The 17,403-nt window shown below is 62.2% G+C and carries 17 protein-coding genes; 8 read left to right on the top strand and 9 right to left on the bottom strand.

What is annotated here, in order from left to right; genetic code table 11:
* Positions 1-154: 154 nt before the first annotated feature.
* Positions 155-1,051: a LysR substrate-binding domain-containing protein gene (locus tag P3S72_RS25715; protein WP_276194862.1), complete on the top strand. Its 897-nt coding sequence runs from the start codon at positions 155-157 to the stop codon at positions 1,049-1,051.
* Here the strand turns inward: P3S72_RS25715 and P3S72_RS25720 are convergent.
* A complete protein-coding gene (locus P3S72_RS25720; RefSeq protein WP_276194864.1) occupies positions 997-2,403 on the bottom strand; it encodes an amino acid permease in 1,407 nt (468 codons plus the stop codon). The two genes, P3S72_RS25715 and P3S72_RS25720, sit on opposite strands and share 55 nt — an antisense overlap.
* A gap of 295 nt (positions 2,404-2,698) precedes the next feature.
* Positions 2,699-3,949: a kynureninase gene (gene kynU / locus P3S72_RS25725; RefSeq protein ID WP_276194865.1), complete on the bottom strand. Its 1,251-nt coding sequence runs from the start codon at positions 3,947-3,949 to the stop codon at positions 2,699-2,701.
* A 144-nt stretch (positions 3,950-4,093) separates the two neighbouring features.
* Between kynU and P3S72_RS25730 the strand changes: the two genes are divergently transcribed.
* Complete coding sequence (locus P3S72_RS25730) at positions 4,094-4,567, top strand: Lrp/AsnC family transcriptional regulator (RefSeq protein WP_247400149.1); 474 nt, start codon at positions 4,094-4,096, stop codon at positions 4,565-4,567.
* Between the two features lie 130 nt (positions 4,568-4,697).
* Here P3S72_RS25730 and catA read toward each other — a convergent pair whose 3' ends face one another.
* Genes catA through P3S72_RS25745 form a run of 3 tightly spaced genes read right to left on the bottom strand, consistent with a single transcriptional unit; the run spans position 4,698 to position 7,099 of the window.
* Complete coding sequence (catA, locus tag P3S72_RS25735; RefSeq protein WP_247400147.1) at positions 4,698-5,627, bottom strand: catechol 1,2-dioxygenase; 930 nt, start codon at positions 5,625-5,627, stop codon at positions 4,698-4,700.
* Positions 5,628-5,668: 41 nt separating this feature from the next.
* Entirely contained in the window at positions 5,669-5,959 is a 291-nt protein-coding gene (catC, locus tag P3S72_RS25740; protein ID WP_247400137.1) for a muconolactone Delta-isomerase, read from the bottom strand.
* 12 nt (positions 5,960-5,971) lie between these two features.
* Complete coding sequence (locus P3S72_RS25745) at positions 5,972-7,099, bottom strand: muconate cycloisomerase family protein (protein ID WP_276194869.1); 1,128 nt, start codon at positions 7,097-7,099, stop codon at positions 5,972-5,974.
* Between the two features lie 114 nt (positions 7,100-7,213).
* On the opposite strand from P3S72_RS25745, the gene P3S72_RS25750 reads away from it, so the two are divergent.
* The gene (locus P3S72_RS25750; protein WP_276194872.1) at positions 7,214-8,089 is read left to right on the top strand and encodes a LysR family transcriptional regulator; all 876 of its coding nucleotides are present in this window, start codon (positions 7,214-7,216) and stop codon (positions 8,087-8,089) included.
* Positions 8,090-8,237: 148 nt separating this feature from the next.
* On the opposite strand, the gene P3S72_RS25755 is transcribed toward P3S72_RS25750, so the two are convergent.
* Positions 8,238-9,230, bottom strand: coding sequence for a helix-turn-helix domain-containing protein (locus P3S72_RS25755; protein ID WP_276194873.1), 993 nt, complete (start codon positions 9,228-9,230; stop codon positions 8,238-8,240).
* Positions 9,231-9,542: 312 nt separating this feature from the next.
* Between P3S72_RS25755 and antA the strand changes: the two genes are divergently transcribed.
* The 4 genes from antA (at position 9,543) to P3S72_RS25775 (ending at position 14,061) form a co-directional block, all read left to right on the top strand.
* Positions 9,543-10,934, top strand: coding sequence for an anthranilate 1,2-dioxygenase large subunit (antA, locus tag P3S72_RS25760; protein WP_247403630.1), 1,392 nt, complete (start codon positions 9,543-9,545; stop codon positions 10,932-10,934).
* Positions 10,934-11,425, top strand: a complete 492-nt coding sequence (gene antB / locus P3S72_RS25765) for an anthranilate 1,2-dioxygenase small subunit (RefSeq protein WP_276194875.1) — start codon at positions 10,934-10,936, stop codon at positions 11,423-11,425. Before antA ends, antB begins: the two co-directional genes overlap by 1 nt.
* A 151-nt stretch (positions 11,426-11,576) precedes the next feature.
* The gene (gene antC / locus P3S72_RS25770; RefSeq protein WP_276194877.1) at positions 11,577-12,584 is read left to right on the top strand and encodes an anthranilate 1,2-dioxygenase electron transfer component AntC; all 1,008 of its coding nucleotides are present in this window, start codon (positions 11,577-11,579) and stop codon (positions 12,582-12,584) included.
* 73 nt (positions 12,585-12,657) lie between these two features.
* Positions 12,658-14,061, top strand: a complete 1,404-nt coding sequence (locus P3S72_RS25775) for an amino acid permease (RefSeq protein ID WP_247403638.1) — start codon at positions 12,658-12,660, stop codon at positions 14,059-14,061.
* 145 nt (positions 14,062-14,206) lie between these two features.
* Here P3S72_RS25775 and kynA read toward each other — a convergent pair whose 3' ends face one another.
* Positions 14,207-15,064, bottom strand: a complete 858-nt coding sequence (gene kynA / locus P3S72_RS25780) for a tryptophan 2,3-dioxygenase (RefSeq protein ID WP_247403640.1) — start codon at positions 15,062-15,064, stop codon at positions 14,207-14,209.
* Positions 15,061-15,711 (bottom strand): arylformamidase, encoded by a 651-nt coding sequence (kynB, locus tag P3S72_RS25785; RefSeq protein WP_247403642.1) that lies wholly within the window; start codon positions 15,709-15,711, stop codon positions 15,061-15,063. The genes kynA and kynB overlap by 4 nt, the downstream gene beginning before the upstream one ends.
* Positions 15,712-16,111: 400 nt before the next feature.
* On the opposite strand from kynB, the gene P3S72_RS25790 reads away from it, so the two are divergent.
* Entirely contained in the window at positions 16,112-16,456 is a 345-nt protein-coding gene (locus P3S72_RS25790) for a cupin domain-containing protein (protein ID WP_003230905.1), read from the top strand.
* 47 nt (positions 16,457-16,503) lie between these two features.
* On the opposite strand, the gene mmsB is transcribed toward P3S72_RS25790, so the two are convergent.
* The gene (gene mmsB / locus P3S72_RS25795; protein WP_276194882.1) at positions 16,504-17,391 is read right to left on the bottom strand and encodes a 3-hydroxyisobutyrate dehydrogenase; all 888 of its coding nucleotides are present in this window, start codon (positions 17,389-17,391) and stop codon (positions 16,504-16,506) included.
* Positions 17,392-17,403 lie beyond the last annotated feature (12 nt).

The following is a 17,403-nucleotide window of genomic DNA, read 5'->3' on the forward strand; positions in this document are numbered from 1 at the left end:
GAAAATTCACCATATACTGAGGCAGCCTCTTGTTTTGCGTGAGGCTGATGCCGCCATCGCGAGCAAGCCCGCTCCCACAGTTGAAATGCATTCCAACTGTGGAAGCGGGCTTGCTCGCGATAGCGCCAGTCCAGCGAAAGGAAATCTTCCAGCCATGCACTTCGACCTGATCGACCTGCGCCTCTACCTGCACATCCTCGACGCGGGCAACATCACCGCCGGCGCCAGCCGCAGCCACTTGTCCTTGGCCGCCGCCAGCGCGCGCATCCGCGCGATGGAAGCCGCGCTGGGCGTCGAATGCCTCGAACGCGGCCGCCGTGGCGTCACGCCCACGGCCGCTGGCCGCGCCCTGGCCCGTCATGCCCGGCTGTTGCTGCAACAGGCCGAGCACCTGCAACAGGACCTGGCGGAGTACGCCAACGGCGTCAAAGGCCAGGTGCGCCTGCTGTGCAACACCACCGCCCTCAGCGAATACCTGCCGGAACTACTGGCGGATTTTCTGCGCGAGCACACCAACCTCGATATCGACCTGCAGGAACTGCCCAGCCTGCGCATCACCCAGGCCTTGCGCCAGGGCACCGCAGACCTGGGGATCATCTCCGACGCGGTGGACACCCACGGCTTGCAGACCCTGGCGTTTCGCGACGATCCGCTGGTGCTGATCATGCCGTTGGAGCATCCGTTGGCGGCAAGTACGGTGAGTTTTATCGACAGCCTGCATTACGACTATGTGGGCCTGGCCGCCCACAGCGCGTTGGCGGTGTACCTGGAAGAACAGGCGTTGCACGCGGGGTTTCGCTTGCAAACGCGCATCCGGGCCGAGGGCTTTGATGGGGTGATGCGCATGGTCGCACGCGGCGCGGGCCTGGGGATCGTGCCCCAAGCGGCGCTGGCGCGTTGGCCGTTGGAGCAGCGCTTCAAGGCCCAACCGTTGCGAGAAGATTGGGCCTGTCGAACGTTGCTGTTATGCGCGCGCTCGTTCGAACACCTGCCGGGTTATGCCAGGGCCTTGCTCGACGCCTTGGCCCTGCCCTTGCGGAAAAACCCGTAATACACCGCCGACAGAATCAGCAGGAACGGCACGCCGAACACCAGGGTCATCTTGAACGCGTCGGTGAAATACGTGGTGATCATCACCGCGCCCATCAGCACCAGGCCCAGCAGCGTGCTGTAGGGAAACAGGCGCAGTTGGAACGACAACTTCGCCCCGCCATGACGCTTGCGATAGCGGCGGAAGAACAGGTGCGTCAGGAAGATCATGAACCAGGTGAAGATCGCGCCGAACATCGAGATCGCCATCATCAGTGTGAACGCGCTTTCCGGGTACATCAGGTTAAGCAGGGTCGCCAGGGCGATGCCCGAACTGGACAGCAACAAGGCGTTCAGCGGGATGCCGCTCTTGCTCAACGCGCCCATGGACGTGGGCGCAAAGCCGGCGCGGGACAGGCTGAACATCATGCGCGTGGTGATGTAGAGCTGGCTGTTCATCGCCGACAGCGCCGCGATCAGAATCACGAAATTCATCACCCCGGTGGCGCCGGGAATGCCGATGGTCTGCATCACCGTGACGAACGGGCTCTGTGCCTGCCCGGCCTGGTTCCACGGCACGATGGCCAACATCAGCGCCAACGTCAGCAGGTAAAACACCACCAGGCGCACGATGGTCGCGCGAAAAGCCTTCTTCACCGCCTGCTCCGGGTCGGCCGCTTCACCGGCCGCCACGGCGATCATCTCCACGCTCAGGTAGCTGAAGATCGACACGATCACGGCGATCCACATGCCGCTCAAGCCATGCGGGAAAAAGCCGTCGTGGGCCGTGTAGTTCTGCACGCCGTACTGCGGGTTGCCGGAGCCGAACACTACGTACACCGCGAGGAGGATGAAGCCGACGATGGCGCTGATCTTGATCGTCGAGAACCAGTATTCGAAGTTGCCGAAGGTTTTCACGCTGATGGCATTGAGCAGGATCAGCACGCTGGAAAACGACACGATCCACACCCACTCCGGCACGTTGGCGAACCAGTACTTCATGTACATCGCCACCGCCGTCACCTCGGCGCCCACCGCCAGCACAATCGCCGCCCAATAGGCATAACGCACCAGGAACCCGGCCAGCGGGCTGATGTAGAACTCGGCATAAGCACCGAAGGAGCCGGAGGTGGAATGGGCCACCGTCATCTCCGCCAGGCAGCCCATCAGCAGCAAGGTGATCAACGCACCGATGGCGTAACTCACCAGCACGCTGGGCCCGGCATAGCCGATGGCATAGGCGCTGCCCATGAACAGCCCGGTGCCGATGGCGCCACCGATGGCGATCATACTCATCTGGCCGGAAGTGAGCTGGCGCCTCAGGCCCAGTTCACGGTGGGTGATTTCTGCAAAGCCGTCGTTTGGCGTGGTCACGTGGTGTGCCCCTTATTGTTGTGATTGCACGATTTGTCTGTTGCCACAGACTCCCTGTGGCAGGGGGCTTGCTGGTGATAGCAGTCTTTCAGTCGATGCATGGGTGACTGATCCGCCGCCATCGGGGGCAAGCCCCCTCCCACAGGGGTCTGTGGTGTTCATTCATTGAGTGTCTGGCGCAGGCTCAGTGTGGGAGGGGGCTTGCCCCCGATGGTGGTGTGTCGGTCGCCGGATTCGCACGCTGATACGGCTCTATCGGGAGCAAGCCCCCTCCTCCATTGTTGTCTGTGTTTGTTCAGGTGACGCTGTTGCGCACCTTGAATTGCGGTTGGTCCCACGTGTGGTTGTCGAGGATGTCGCCGAGGATTTCCACGGCGTCCCATACCTCGCTGAAACTGGTGTACAGCGGCGTAAAACCAAAGCGCATGATGCGCGGCTCGCGGTAGTCGCCGATCACTCCACGGGCAATCAGCGCCTGGATTACCGCGTAGCCTTCAGGGTGCTCAAAGCTCACATGGCTGCCGCGTCTAGCGTGCTCGCGCGGGGTGATCAACACCAGGCCGTGGGCGGCGCAACGGGCTTCGACGCACGCGATGAACAGGTCGGTCAGGGCCAGGGATTTACGGCGCAGGCTGGCCATGTCGGTCTGTTCGAAAATCTCCAGGCCGCATTCCACCATGGCCAGCGAGGTGATCGGCTGGGTGCCGCACAGGTAACGGGCGATGCCGGCACTCGGCGCATAGCTCGACTCCATGGCGAACTGCCGGGTATGCCCGAACCAGCCCGACAACGGCTGGCGGACCACGTCCACCAGCGCGGGGTTAACCCACACGAACGCCTGGGAGCCGGGGCCGCCGTTGAGGTATTTGTAGGTGCAGCCGATCGCGTAATCGGCGCCGGCCCGATGCAGGTCGATGGGCACCGCGCCCGCCGAATGCGCCAGGTCCCAGAGGCTCAGCGCGCCGCACTCGTGGCTCAATGCGGTGAGCGCCTGCATGTCATACATGTAGCCGGTCTTGTAGTTGACGTGGGTGAGCATCACCACCGCCACATCCTGATCAATGGCCTGAGGCAGTTCGTCCGGGCTGTTGACCAGCCGCAGGGAATAGCCCTGTTGCAGCAGCTCGGCGAGGCCTTCGGCAATGTACAGGTCGGTGGGGAAGTTACTCGCTTCACTGACGATCACCTTGCGCAGCGGCTGGCGTTGGCGCTGCACGCTCAATGCGGCGCTGAGCACCTTGAACAGGTTGATCGAGGTGGTATCGGTGATCACCACTTCGCCGTCGCCCGCACCGATCAACGGCGCCAGGCGATTGCCCAGACGCTGCGACAAATCCGCCCAACCCGCGCTGTTCCAACTGCGAATCAGGCCATTGCCCCACTCCTCGGCGATCACCTGCTGCGCCCGCGCAAGCGCTGCCACCGGACGCGCACCGAGGGAGTTGCCGTCGAGGTAGATCACCCCCTGCGGCAAGGCGAACTGGTGACGCAGCGCCGCCAACCGGTCCTGGTCGTCAAGGGCTTGGCAATGGCTTCGAGTGATCATGGGCTGTCCTGATTTTTATAAAGGAATATGCAGCAAATAATGAACGAGGTTTTAGAGAATTTTCGTGCAAAGTGGTGGGCAACAGGCTAATTAAGCTGTAGGAAATTCGAAGTTCAACCGAAAAAACGCGGATTTATTCTAAGTATGATTCTCGACGCCACCGACCTGCGCCTCCTGCATTTCCTGCAACAGGACGGCCGTATCAGCAACCAGGAACTCGCGGAAAAAGTCGCGCTGTCGCCCTCCGCCTGCCTGCGCCGTCTGCGCCTGCTGGAAAGCGAAGGGATCATCAGCGGCTATCGCGCAGTGTTGAATGCCGAGCAGTTGGGGATCGAGCTGGAAGCCATCGTCCACCTGTCATTGCGCCAGGACGTGGAGGATTGGCATGAGACGTTTATCCAGAAGGTGCAAGGCTGGCCGGAAGTGGCCAGCGCCTACGTGATTACCGGCGCCAGCAACTATGTGCTGCGGGTGCAGGCGCGCAACCTCAAGCACTTTTCGGACTTTATCGTGAACCACCTGAACCGCACGGCGGGGGTGATGGATATCCGTTCGGAGATTGTGTTGCAGAAGATCAAGGATCGCGACGAGGTGTTGGATCTGGTGCTGCGCAAATAGCCGCAGCACCATCGGTCAAAAAATGTGGGAGGGGGCTTGCTCCCGATAGCGGTGTGTCAGTCGCCGGATTCGCAAGCTGATCCATCGCCATCGGGAGCAAGCCCCCTCCCACATTTTTTGACCGTGCTGATCAATCTTCCAATGCACGCACCCGCTGCATGCGCTTTTGCTCTACCGGCGCAGCGGCGAGCTGCACCTCAAAGTCAAAATCAATCTGCGCAAAACGCCCGTCCACACCCAACTCCCGCGCCAATTGCTGATCGTCACTGAAGCGAATTTCGGCAATCAATTCATCCCGCGTCGCGTAGGCAAAATCATCGTGCAGGTACGGGTCGTCTGACAGGTTGATCTGCGTGGTCAGGTGCCGATGCCCCGGCGCCGAGATGAAGAAGTGAATATGCGCCGGGCGCTGCCCGTGGCGTCCCAGTTGATCGAGCAACTGCTGGGTCGGCCCGGTCGGCGGGCAGCCATAGCCGGACGGCACGATGCTGCGAAAACGGAAGTTACCCTGGGCATCGGTCTCGATGCGGCGGCGCAGGTTGAACTCCGACTGCGCGGTGTCGAACCAGGAGTAAGTGCCGCCGGTATTGGCCTGCCACACATCGACAATCGCCCCGGCCACCGGTTTGCCCTGCGTGTCCCGCACCTGCCCGCGCATGAACAGCGGCACGCCCGGGTCCTGGCCGTCATCCAGGCGCGCTTCGTATTTCGACAACGGCGCCCCCGCCACATACAGCGGGCCTTCGATGGTGCGCGGCGTGCCGCCGGTTTTGCCGGCTTCTTCGTCGGCGGCGTCCATCAGCAAATCCAGGTAATGCTCCAGGCCGAGCCCGGCGGCGAGCAAACCGGCTTCCTGGTGTTTACCCAATTCGTTGAGGTAGTTGACCGCCGCCCAGAATTCTTCGGGGGTGACTTCCAGGTCTTCGATGATGTTCACCGTGTCCCGCAGGATTCGGTAGATCAGCGTCTTGGTGCGCGGGTTGCCGCTTTCGCTGCGGTTGCCGCTGGCTTCTTCGAGAAACTGTTGGGCGTGGGCAGTCTGGGACAGTCGGATGGACATGGTGCAATCCTCATCTTGTAATTATTCGGGATAAAACAGGCTCAGCGGTCATCCGCGTGGATCGACGACGGGTGCCTGCACAGCGCATTCACTTCGATGGCCATGTAGGGATAAAGCGGCAGTTGCATCAGCAGGTCGTGCAGTTCCTGCACGCTGTCGACATCGAACACGCTGTAGTTGGCGTAGAGCCCGGCGATGCGCCACAGGTGGCGCCATTTGCCCTCTTGCTGCAGGCGCTGCGCCAGGGCTTTTTCTTCGGCCTTGAGGTTGGCGGCGCGTTCGGGGTTCATGTCGACGGGCAGGTGTACGCTCATTTTTACGTGGAACAACATGGCAGGCGCCTCTTAGTGGTTGTCACGCCGGAAGAACGCCAGACGCTCTTCATCGATGGTCAGGCCCAGGCCCGGTGCGGTGCCGACATGCAGGTGGAAATCGCGGTACACCAGCGGCTCGGTGAGGATGTCTTCGGTGAGCAGCAGCGGGCCGAACAGCTCGGTGCCCCACGTCAGGGTGTCCAGGGTGAGGAACGCATGGGCCGAGGCCAGGGTGCCGATGCCGCCTTCGAGCATGGTGCCGCCGTACAGACCAATCCCGGCCGCTTCGGCAATCGCGGCGGTGCGCAACACCGCGCGCGGGCCACCGTTCTTGGCGATCTTGAGGGCAAACACCGAAGCCGCGCCTTCGCGGGCCAGGTTGAAGGCGTCCTCGACACATTCGATGGATTCGTCGGCCATGATCGGCGCCGGGCTCGACCGGTTAAGCCGGGCCATGCCACCACGGTTGTTGCGCGAGATCGGCTGTTCGATCAGGTCGATAGCGTTGTCGCCGAGCACCTTGCAGGCGCGCAGGGCGACGGCTTCATCCCAGGCCTGGTTGACGTCGACGCGCACGCTGGCGCGCTCGCCCAGGGCTTTTTTGATCGCGATCACATGGGCCAGGTCGGCACTGACCTCACCGGCACCGATCTTCAATTTGAAGACGCGGTGACGGCGCAGGTCGAGCATCTTCTCGGCTTCGGCAATGTCCTTTTCGGTGTTGCCGCTGGCCAGGGTCCAGGCCACCGGCAACGCGTCGCGCACGCGGCCGCCGAGCAGTTCGCTGACCGGCAGGTTCAGGCGTTTGCCCAGCGCATCGAGCAAGGCGCTTTCGATACCGGACTTGGCAAAGGTGTTGCCGCGAATGCTGCGCGCCAGGCGTAACATGGCGGCATTGATGTTGTTCGCGTCCTGGCCGATCAGCAGCGGGGCGAAGTGGCGGTCGATGTTGATTTTGATGCTGTCGGGGCTTTCGTTGCCGTAGCTCAGGCCGCCGATGGTGGTGGCTTCGCCGATGCCTTCAATGCCGTCGGCGCAGCGCAGGCGGATGATCACCAGGGTCTGGTTTTGCATCGTGTGCATCGCCAGCTTGTGCGGGCGGAGGGTGGGGAGGTCGACGATGATGGTCTCGATCGACTCGATGGCACAAATCGGCATGGCTATACCCGTTGGGTTCTTTATAGATTTGAGCCGATTCTGTGCCGCATTTTTCCAGGGTTCCAATATAGAATTGGTCTCGCACAATACCTTCAAGGTATCAAAGGAGCTGTCATGGAACTGCGACATCTGCGCTATTTCCAGGTGCTGGGCGAAACCCTCAACTTCACCCGCGCCGCCGAACGCCTGCACATCGCCCAGCCGCCGTTGAGCCGGCAGATCCAGCAATTGGAGGATGAATTGGGCGTGATACTGCTGGAGCGCGGCCGCCCGCTGCGGCTGACCGAGGCCGGACGGTTTTTCTATGAGCACGCCAACGTGCTGCTGGAGCAGTTGGGCAAGGTCTGCGACACCACCCGGCGTATTGGCCAGGGCGAGAAGACCTGGCTGGGCATCGGCTTTGCGCCGTCGACCTTGTATGGCGTGCTGCCCGAGCTGATTCGGCGGCTGCGCAACCATGAAGCGCTGGAGCTGGAGCTGGGGCTGTCGGAAATGACCACCTTGCAGCAGGTCGAAGCGCTCAAGGCTGGGCGCATTGATGTGGGCTTCGGGCGGATTCGCATCGATGACCCGGCCATCGTCCAGCGCGTGCTGGTGGAGGACCGCCTGGTCGCGGTGCTGCCCGCCGGTCACCCCTTGCTGGACGCGCCCGCCACCCTCGCCCAACTGGCTGCCGAGCCGTTCGTGCTCTACCCCGGCAACCCACGGCCCAGCTATGCCGACCATGTGATCGCGCTGTTCGACGCCCACGGCTTGAGCCTCAAGGTGGTGCAATGGACCAACGAATTGCAGACCGCCATCGGCCTGGTCGGCGCGGGCATGGGCGTGACGCTGGTGCCGGCGTCGGTGCAGGTGCTGCATCGGGCGGACATCGGCTACACGCCGATTGTGGAAACCACCGCGACCTCGCCGATTATTCTCAGCCGGCGGGTGAATGATCAGTCGCCGGGGCTGAGTCATTGTTTGCAGTTGGTTGAAGAACTGATCTGAAATCTCCCAGGCACTGGTGATCAAATGTGGGAGGGGGCTTGCCCCCGATGGCAGTGTGTCAGTCGATGCATAAGTTGGCTGTTCCACTGCTATCGGGGGCAAGTCGAACCGTCGCACCGCCCCTCCCACAGTTGATCTGCGGTGTTTTTTAGAAAGTGCGCAGGCGGTTGCGCTGCAAGGTCTGGCTCGGCGACTCATCGAACAGCTTTCTGTACTCCGCCGAGAACCGCCCCAGGTGCGTAAACCCCCAGCCCAGGGCAATCTCGGAGATGGTACGGGTGGAGCCGTGTTCGAGGATCTCCTGGCGCACCGCCCCTAGCCGATACTTTTTCAGGTAAGCCATCGGCGACAGCGCGAAGTATTTGCGAAACGCATCGAACAGCTTGAACCGCGAGACCCCGGCGGCGGCTTCCAGATCTTCCAGATGCACCGCTTCGCGGGCGTTGTCGTGAATGTATTGGCGGGCGCGGATCAAGTAGTGCGGCAGTTTCACGCCGAGTACGTCGCGCAGTTCCTCTGAATAGTTATTCGGCTGGGCGAGGATCAGGCCCTTGATCAGCGAGCTTTCCAGGTCGCGGGTAAACGCCGCCTGCTCGTACAACTCGCTGCTGCGCGCAAGCTCCGCGATGAAATAACGCGCCATGCGCCACCACGAGGCCGGCGCACCGTCCACCGCATCCATTACCGACTCAAAACGCAGCGGCGCCTCAATCGGCCGTTGCAGCAGCCCTTCCAGCGACTCGTTCATCGCCGCGCGGGTAATCACCACCTGCAACTTGCGGCAATCGCCGGAAATCGCCAGCACCTGGTGCTCGTTGGGCGAGATGATCACGCCTTGATCGCGGTTGGAACTCAGGCGCTCGCCGTTCTTGCTCAACTCCTGCTCGCCCACCAGCGGCAGGCTCAGGCTGTAGCTGCTGAAGTGCTCGGCGTCCTCAATGTCGATGGTCACGTCGGTGCCGTATTCGATCACGCCCAAGGTGGTGGCGCGGGACTTGAACACGTTGGCGCTGTGATGGAAACGCAGGCGCTCGGGCGTGGCCGTCTCCAGGCGGTGCGGCCCGCAGATGCCGGACATCCAGCTGCGGGCGCCCTCCAGGTCGAAGCGTTCGATACGGATATCGCGTGTATGGCTACTCATCAGGCTGCACCCACGGCGGTTAGGCGGTTGCGCGCTCTGGCGGCGCGTCGTGACAGATCGACAGCAAGTTCTGCGCCACGGCGGCGGTCTCGCTGCTGGGTGGATAGCAACGCTCGACTATGTGGATAAACCACCGACTTCTGCGCGCACCGCCCTGCATGACAGTAGCGCATCGCGTCACCGTCCTGCACCGGCGTGGGTATTTGCTGCCCAACTATCCGGCCCGCCTTCGCCCATTAAGCGGATAGCCCGCCGCCTCGGTGCAGCCTCTAAATGGCTTACCCGTTCAGCCATTATCAAAAGGTGCGTCCCATGAGTGGTGCAAGAAGCGTCGAGCAATGGAAAAGCTTCATCGACAGCTGCCTGGATTTTCGCCCCGCCGATGAAGTGTTCCGCATCGCCCGCGACATGTTCACCGAGCCGCAACTGTTCGACCTGGAGATGGAACTGATCTTCGAGAAAAACTGGATCTACGCCTGCCACGAAAGCGAACTGGCGAATAACCACGATTTCGTGACGATGCGCGCCGGGCGCCAGCCGATGATCATCACCCGCGACGGCGACGGCCAACTCAACGCGCTGGTCAACGCCTGCCAGCATCGCGGCACCACCCTCACCCGCGTCGGCAAGGGCAACCAGTCGACCTTCACCTGCCCGTTCCACGCCTGGTGCTACAAGAGCGACGGCCGGCTGGTGAAGGTCAAGGCACCGGGGGAATACCCGGAAGGTTTCGACAAGGCCACGCGCGGCCTGAAAAAAGCACGCATCGACAGCTACAAGGGCTTTGTATTCATCAGCCTGGACGTGAACGGCACCGACAGCCTGGAAGACTTTCTCGGCGACGCCAAAGTGTTCTTCGACATGATGGTCGCCCAGTCCGCCACCGGTGAGCTGGAGGTGCTGCCGGGCAAGTCCGCGTACACCTACGACGGCAACTGGAAGCTGCAGAACGAAAACGGCCTGGACGGTTATCACGTCAGCACCGTCCACTACAACTACGTGGCCACGGTGCAGCACCGCCAGCAGGTCAATACCGCCAATGGCACCGCGGCCGGCGCGACGCTGGACTACAGCAAACTCGGCGCCGGCGACGCAAATACCGACGACGGCTGGTTCGCCTTCAACAATGGCCACAGCCTGTTGTTCAGCGACATGCCCAACCCCACGGTGCGCTCCGGCTACGCCACCATCATGCCGCGCCTGGTGGCAGAACACGGCCAGCCAAAAGCCGAGTGGATGATGCACCGCCTGCGCAACCTGAACATCTACCCGAGCCTGTTCTTCCTCGACCAGATCAGCTCGCAGCTGCGCATCATCCGCCCGTTGGCGTGGAACAAGACCGAGATCATCAGCCAGTGCCTGGGGGTGAAACATGAGTCCGACGCCGACCGGGAAAACCGCATCCGCCAGTTCGAGGACTTCTTCAACGTCTCGGGCATGGGCACGCCGGACGACCTGGTGGAGTTTCGCGAGGCCCAGCGCGGTTTCCAGGGCCGCCTGGAGCGCTGGAGCGATATCTCACGCGGTAGCCACCGCTGGGCCACCGGGCCGACGCCGAACAGCGAAGCCCTCGGCATCCAGCCCGCCATGACCGGCACCGAGTTCACCCACGAAGGCCTGTACGTCAACCAGCACCGCAACTGGCAGCAGTTCCTGCTCAACGGCCTCGACCAACGCGCGCTGAAGCTGCGGGAGGTGGAATGATGAATGCGCCATTGCAGTACCGGATAGAGCAGTTTTTCTATCGCAAATCCGAGCTGTGCGACGCCCAGGACTGGGACGCCTACGTGCAGTTGTTCGACCCGCAGAGCGAGTTCCACCTGCCGCAATGGGACTCCGAACACGTCTACACCCGCGACCCCAAGCGCGAAATGTCGCTGATCTATTACGCCAACCGCACGGGCCTGGAAGACCGCGTGTTCCGCCTGCGCACCGGCAAGGCGGCGTCGGCCACGCCGATGCCGCGCACCTTGCACCTGATCCACAACGTGCGCATCGCCGAGCAGGCGGACGGCACGCTGGAGGTGCGCTTGAACTGGCACACGCTGTTCTATCGCCTGGCCACGTCGGAGCAGTTCTACGGCCACGCGACCTATCGTCTCAAGGCCCATGGCGACAGTTGGCTGATCACCCGCAAGCACGCGTTGTTGCTCAACGACACCATCAACTCGGTGCTGGATTTCTATCACCTGTAACGCTGGCGAACGCCCCCTTGTAGGAGCGAGCTTGCTCGCGAAGGACGTCAACGATGACGCGGGCATCCTGAATGTACGCGGCGTCCTTGAGTTTTTCGCGAGCAAGCTCGCTCCTACAGGGGTTCACACATGAACCCACGGAGTACTGGGGATGAATCACAAAGTGGCCTTCAGTTTTGCCGACGGCAAGACCCTGTTTTTCCCGGTGGGCGCGCATGAAATCCTGCTGGATGCGGCCCTGCGCAATGGCATCAAGATTCCGCTGGATTGCCGCGAAGGCGTGTGTGGTACCTGTCAGGGCCGCTGCGAGAGCGGCGAATACAGCCAGGACTATGTGGACGAGGACGCCCTCTCCAGCCTCGACCTGCAACAACGCAAGATGCTCAGTTGCCAGACCCGGGTGAAGTCGGATGCGACGTTCTACTTCGACTTCGATTCCAGCCTGTGCAACGCACCGGGGCCGGTGCAGGTGCGCGGCACGGTGAGCGAGGTGCGGCAGGTCTCGACCAGCACGGCGATCCTGCAGGTGCAACTGGAACAGGCGCTGGACTTTCTGCCGGGCCAATACGCCCGCCTGGCGGTTCCGGGCACCGACAGTTGGCGCTCGTATTCCTTCGCCAACCGGCCGGGCAATCAGCTGCGGTTTCTGATCCGCCTGCTGCCCGACGGGGTGATGAGCAACTACCTGCGCGAACGTTGCCAGGTCGGCGATCAGTTGCTGATGGAGGCGCCGCTGGGGGCGTTCTACCTGCGCCATGTCAGCCGGCCGCTGGTGCTGGTCGCCGGCGGTACTGGGTTGTCGGCGCTGCTGGGCATGCTCGATGAACTGGCGGCCAACGCCTGCGAGCGGCCGGTACACCTGTACTACGGCGTGCGTAGCGCGCAGGACCTGTGCGAAGCGGCGCGCATCGAGGGTTATGCGTCCGCGCTCGCGGACTTTCGCTACACCGAAGTACTGAGCGACCCGCCGCCCGCATGGCCCGGCAAGCGCGGCTACCTCACCGAGCATTTCAACCTGGCCGAATGGCGGGACAGTTCGGCCGATATGTACGTGTGCGGGCCCCCTCCGATGGTCGAGTCCATCCAGCAATGGCTGGCGGATCAGGCACTTGATGGCGTTCAGCTGTATTACGAAAAGTTCACGCAGAGTAATATCTGACCCCTCAGCACGTCTGAGGGGTTGGGCGCGGCGTGCAATCAACCCCGAGAAAAACAAGTAGAAGGGAATGTTAATGGCGGATGACATGGTTAACCCAGTAGGCCTCAAGCGTGGCCTGAAGAACCGGCATATTCAGCTGATTGCCTTGGGCGGCGCGATCGGTACGGGGCTGTTCCTCGGTTCGGCCGGGGTGCTCAAGTCGGCGGGGCCGTCGATGATCCTCGGTTATGCGATTGCCGGTTTTATCGCGTTCCTGATCATGCGCCAGCTCGGCGAGATGATCGTCGAGGAGCCGGTAGCCGGTTCGTTCAGCCACTTTGCGCACAAATACTGGGGCGGTTACGCGGGCTTCCTGGCGGGCTGGAACTACTGGGTGCTCTACGTGCTGGTGGGTATGGCCGAGCTGACGGCCGTGGGCAAGTACATCCAGTTCTGGTGGCCGGAAATTCCGACCTGGGTCAGCGCGCTGGTGTTCTTTGTCGCGGTGAACCTGATCAACACCCTGAACGTGAAGTTCTTCGGTGAGACCGAGTTCTGGTTCGCGATCATCAAGGTGGTGGCGATTGTCGGCATGATCGTGCTCGGCTGCTACCTGCTGTTCAGCGGCACCGGCGGCCCGCAAGCGTCGATCAGCAACCTGTGGAGCCACGGCGGTTTCTTCCCGAATGGCGGCATGGGGCTGTTGATGTCGATGGCGTTCATCATGTTCTCGTTCGGTGGCCTGGAGCTGGTGGGCATCACCGCCGCCGAGGCCAGCGAGCCGCGCAAAGTGATCCCGAAAGCGATCAACCAGGTGGTGTACCGCATCCTGATTTTCTACGTCGGCGCGCTAACCGTGCTGCTGTCGCTGTACCCGTGGGATCAACTGCTGCAAACCCTCGGCGCGTCGGGCGATGCCTACAGCGGCAGCCCGTTCGTGCAGATCTTCTCGCTGATCGGTAACGACACCGCCGCGCACATCCTCAACTTCGTGGTGCTGACCGCGGCGCTGTCGGTGTACAACAGCGGCGTGTACTGCAACAGCCGCATGCTGTTCGGCCTGGCCGAGCAAGGTGATGCACCGAAGGCGCTGATGAAGCTCAACAAGCAAGGCGTGCCGCTGCGCGCCCTGGCGATTTCGGCGCTGGTGACGCTGCTGTGCGTGGTGGTCAACTACGTCGCGCCGCACAGTGCGCTGGAGTTGCTGTTCGCCCTGGTGGTCGCTTCGTTGATGATCAACTGGGCGCTGATCAGCCTGACTCACATCAAGTTCCGCAAAGCCATGGGCGAGCAAGGCGTGGTGCCGTCGTTCAAGACCTTCTGGTTTCCGTTCAGCAACTACCTGTGCCTGGCGTTCATGCTGATGATCATCAGCGTAATGCTCGCGATCCCGGGCATTCGCGATTCGGTGTATGCGATGCCGGTTTGGGTGGGGGTTATCTACATTGCCTACCGGTTGCGCGTCAGTAAGGCGAAAGCGGTAGCCGCCGCGCAGTAATACCCCTGTGGGAGGGGGCTTGCTCCCGATAGCGGTGGGTCAGCTACAGATGAACTGACTGACACACCGCTATCGGGAGCAAGCCCCCTCCCACATTTTTGATTGCATTCCAAATGAAAAGCCCCGGTGATCCGGGGCTTTTTGTTTACAGCGTGGAACGCACTCGCCACAGCTCGGGGAACAGCACCGTGTCGAGCATCTTGCGCAGGTAACCCACGCCCTCGGTGCCGCCGGTGCCGGGCTGGAAGCCGATGATCCGCTCCACCGTGGTCACATGGCGAAAGCGCCATTGGCGGAAGGAGTCTTCCAGGTCGATAAACTTTTCGGCCAACTGGTACAGGTCCCAATAACGGCTCGGGTCGCGGTAGACCTCGCGCCACGCCGCTTCCACGGACGCATCGTGAACCGTCGCCGCCGTCGGGTCGCGTTCGGCGCGTTGCGGGTCGATCGCCAAACCGGCCTTGGCCATCAGGTTGATCGCCTCGTCGTACAGCGACGGCGTGGCGATTGCCACCTGCAGTTCTTGCAACAATTGCGGGCGATGGGCGTGAGGCCGCAACAGCGCCGGGCTTTTGTTGCCGAGGATGAACTCGATCTCACGGTACTGGAACGACTGGAACCCCGACGACTGGCCGAGGAACGGGCGAATCGCCTTGTACTCCGACGGGGTCATGGTCGCCAGCACCGCCCAGGCGTGTACCAGTTGATCGAAGATCCGCGAGACCCGCGCCAGCATCTTGAACGCCGGCGGCAGCTCGCCCAGGCGCAGGTGTTCGCGGGCGGCCTTGAGTTCGTGGAGCATCAGTTTCATCCACAGCTCGGAGGTCTGGTGCTGGATGATGAAGAGCATTTCGTTGTGGTCCGGCGACAGCGGGTGCTGGGCGCTGAGGATTTTTCCCAGGTCCAGGTAGTCGCCGTAGCTCATGGACTCGGAAAAATTCAGCTCGGCGTTATGCCATTCTTCCGGCGGCTGGTAATCCTCTGAGAAGGGACATTGGCTCATCGTGCGGGCTCCACAAGCGGGCGCAGGATTGCGCGAACCGGGCTGGCATCGAGGTGGGCAAACCGCAGCGGCAGCGCGATCAGTTCATAGTCGCCCTCCGGTACGTCATCGAGCACGATGCCTTCGAGAATCGCCATGCCATGACGGGCCACGGCGTTGTGAGAATCCATGGTCTTGGACTGCTGCGGGTCCAGGGACGGCGTGTCGATACCGATCAGGCGCACGCCCAGGCTGGCGAGCAGCTCGATGGTCTGCGGGGCGATGGCGGTGAAGTGCGCATCCCATTCAGTCAGCGGCGCTTGTGGATAAGTGCGCAGCAACACGCGCTCCGGCACGTTATCCACACGCCCGTCCAACTGCTGCGGCTGCACCAGTGCGCCGCTGTCCAGGCAATGCAACACGCGGCACGGGCCCATGTACACGTCCAACGACACCTCGCCAATCGGCGCGCCGTCCGCGCTGTAGTGCAGCGGCGCATCCACATGGGCGCCGGTGTGCGGCGACAAGGTAATGCGCCCGACATTCACCGGGCACTCCGGGCCGAACTGCCACACGCGCTCTTCCTGGAACGGTGTATCCCCCGGCCAGGTCGGGGTCGCCGTACTCAAGGGCGGGCTGATGTCCCACCACGTTTTTATTGGGTTCATATCAAGGCTCTCGGTCGTGACTGATGTGAATGATACGAGGGCCAGCTGTGAATTTTCTTGCGAATTCCTGCGCCAAGCGGGGAATCTTTCGCACTTACTGCGAAGAAGTGACTCATTGACGCTCAGAAATATCGTCGAACTACGCTGAAGCGTGCACCCGAGCCCAATGTGGGAGGGGGCTTGCCCCCGATAGCAGTGTGTCAGTTGACACATGTGCTAGCTGATCCGCAGCCATCGGGGGCAAGTCGAATCGTCGCACCGCCCCTCCCACATTGACTCCACATGGCCCGAGGAGTGGTATTCGCCTGCGCTTCTGGGCATCCCGATGTCGAGTTCAGACCACTGACCCTGCCTGCGACGCTATAGGGTTCGACTCTCGTTCACTTGCCTCGGAGTCATCATGTCCAAGCCCATCACCGTACTGCGCGACACCCACCCCTTGCCGGTCCTGGATGCCTGCAAATGGGAAAAGCTCGAAGGCGATCCGCACACCGTCAACCTCAACGCCTACACCAGCGAAGACGGCAGCAAGATCATGGGCACCTGGATCTGCACACCGGGCAAGTGGTACGTGGAATACGTGAAGTGGGAATACTGCCATTTCCAGGAAGGCTACTGCGTAATCACCCCGGAAGGCATGGAACCGATCCATTTGCGGGCTGGGGATATCTTTGTGGTGGAGCCAGGGATGAAGGGGACGTGGGAAGTGGTTGAGACGGTGCGTAAGTATTTTGTGTTTGCTTGACCGCAATAACCTGTGGGAGGGAGCACGCTCTCTCCCACAGGGTTTGTTTATTTGGGCTTGCGGTAGCTGTTGATGATCGCCGAGAAGTCCTTGCCCCCTTCCCCGCGCTGGCTCATCGATTGATACAACTGCTGGGCCACAGCGCCGAGGATCACCGGTTGGTGCGCCTGGCGCGCAGCTTCAGTGGCCAGGCCCAAATCCTTGAGCATCAGGTCGGCGCCAAAACCGCCGGTATAGCCCCGGGACGACGGCGCGGTTTCGATCACGCCAGGCCATGGGTTGTAGGTGTCGGAACTCCAGCAGCGCCCGGTGGAGCTGTTGATGATGCCGGCCAGCACTTGGGTGTCGATGCCCAGCGCATCGCCCAGGGCCATCGCTTCGCTGACGCCGACCATGCTGATGCCCAAGAGCAGGTTGTTGCAGATCTTGGCGATTTGGCCGGTGCCGACGTCGCCGCAACGCACGATGTTGCGGCCCATCTGCGCCAGCACCGGTTGCAGGGTGGCGAACAACTCCGGGGTGGCGCCGACCATGAAGGTCAGCGTCCCGGCTTGCGCGCCACCGGTGCCACCGGAGACCGGCGCATCAGCGACAGCCACCCCTTGCTTGGCCGCCGCCGCCGCGACATCGCGGATGGTTTGCGGGTCGATGGTGCTGCAATCCACCGCCGGCACGCCTTGACCGATACCGGCCAATACGCCGTCTTCGCCCAGCCAGACACTGCGCACATGGGCAGCGGCCGGCAGCATGGTAATCACCAGCTCAGCGCCGTTTGCCGCATCACGCGGTGAATCGCTGATGCTGCCGCCCAGCTCCGCCAGTTCCTTGAGTACCGCCTGGTTCAGGTCGAACAGGTTCAGCGCGTGGCCGGCCTTGATCAGGTTGCGGGCCATGGGCGCGCCCATGTTGCCCAAGCCGATAAATGCAATCTTCATGCTCGTCTCCCG

It is taken from the genome of Pseudomonas sp. D3 (assembly GCF_029320995.1).
GTDB classification, from domain to species: domain Bacteria; phylum Pseudomonadota; class Gammaproteobacteria; order Pseudomonadales; family Pseudomonadaceae; genus Aquipseudomonas; species Aquipseudomonas paraveronii.

Bases quoted from the DNA above. Each gene is read 5' to 3' on its own strand.
- kynU (WP_276194865.1), bottom strand. From the start codon at position 3,949: ATGATCACTCGAAGCCATTGCCAAGCCCTTGACGACCAGGACCGGTTG.
- catA (WP_247400147.1), bottom strand. From the start codon at position 5,627: ATGTCCATCCGACTGTCCCAGACTGCCCACGCCCAACAGTTTCTCGAA.
- kynB (WP_247403642.1), bottom strand. From the start codon at position 15,711: ATGAACCCAATAAAAACGTGGTGGGACATCAGCCCGCCCTTGAGTACG.
- kynA (WP_247403640.1), bottom strand. From the start codon at position 15,064: ATGAGCCAATGTCCCTTCTCAGAGGATTACCAGCCGCCGGAAGAATGG.
- P3S72_RS25790 (WP_003230905.1), top strand. From the start codon at position 16,112: ATGTCCAAGCCCATCACCGTACTGCGCGACACCCACCCCTTGCCGGTC.
- P3S72_RS25775 (WP_247403638.1), top strand. From the start codon at position 12,658: ATGGCGGATGACATGGTTAACCCAGTAGGCCTCAAGCGTGGCCTGAAG.
- P3S72_RS25715 (WP_276194862.1), top strand. From the start codon at position 155: ATGCACTTCGACCTGATCGACCTGCGCCTCTACCTGCACATCCTCGAC.
- antA (WP_247403630.1), top strand. From the start codon at position 9,543: ATGAGTGGTGCAAGAAGCGTCGAGCAATGGAAAAGCTTCATCGACAGC.
- P3S72_RS25750 (WP_276194872.1), top strand. From the start codon at position 7,214: ATGGAACTGCGACATCTGCGCTATTTCCAGGTGCTGGGCGAAACCCTC.
- antC (WP_276194877.1), top strand. From the start codon at position 11,577: ATGAATCACAAAGTGGCCTTCAGTTTTGCCGACGGCAAGACCCTGTTT.
- catC (WP_247400137.1), bottom strand. From the start codon at position 5,959: ATGTTGTTCCACGTAAAAATGAGCGTACACCTGCCCGTCGACATGAAC.
- antB (WP_276194875.1), top strand. From the start codon at position 10,934: ATGAATGCGCCATTGCAGTACCGGATAGAGCAGTTTTTCTATCGCAAA.
- P3S72_RS25755 (WP_276194873.1), bottom strand. From the start codon at position 9,230: ATGAGTAGCCATACACGCGATATCCGTATCGAACGCTTCGACCTGGAG.
- P3S72_RS25745 (WP_276194869.1), bottom strand. From the start codon at position 7,099: ATGCCGATTTGTGCCATCGAGTCGATCGAGACCATCATCGTCGACCTC.
- mmsB (WP_276194882.1), bottom strand. From the start codon at position 17,391: ATGAAGATTGCATTTATCGGCTTGGGCAACATGGGCGCGCCCATGGCC.
- P3S72_RS25730 (WP_247400149.1), top strand. From the start codon at position 4,094: ATGATTCTCGACGCCACCGACCTGCGCCTCCTGCATTTCCTGCAACAG.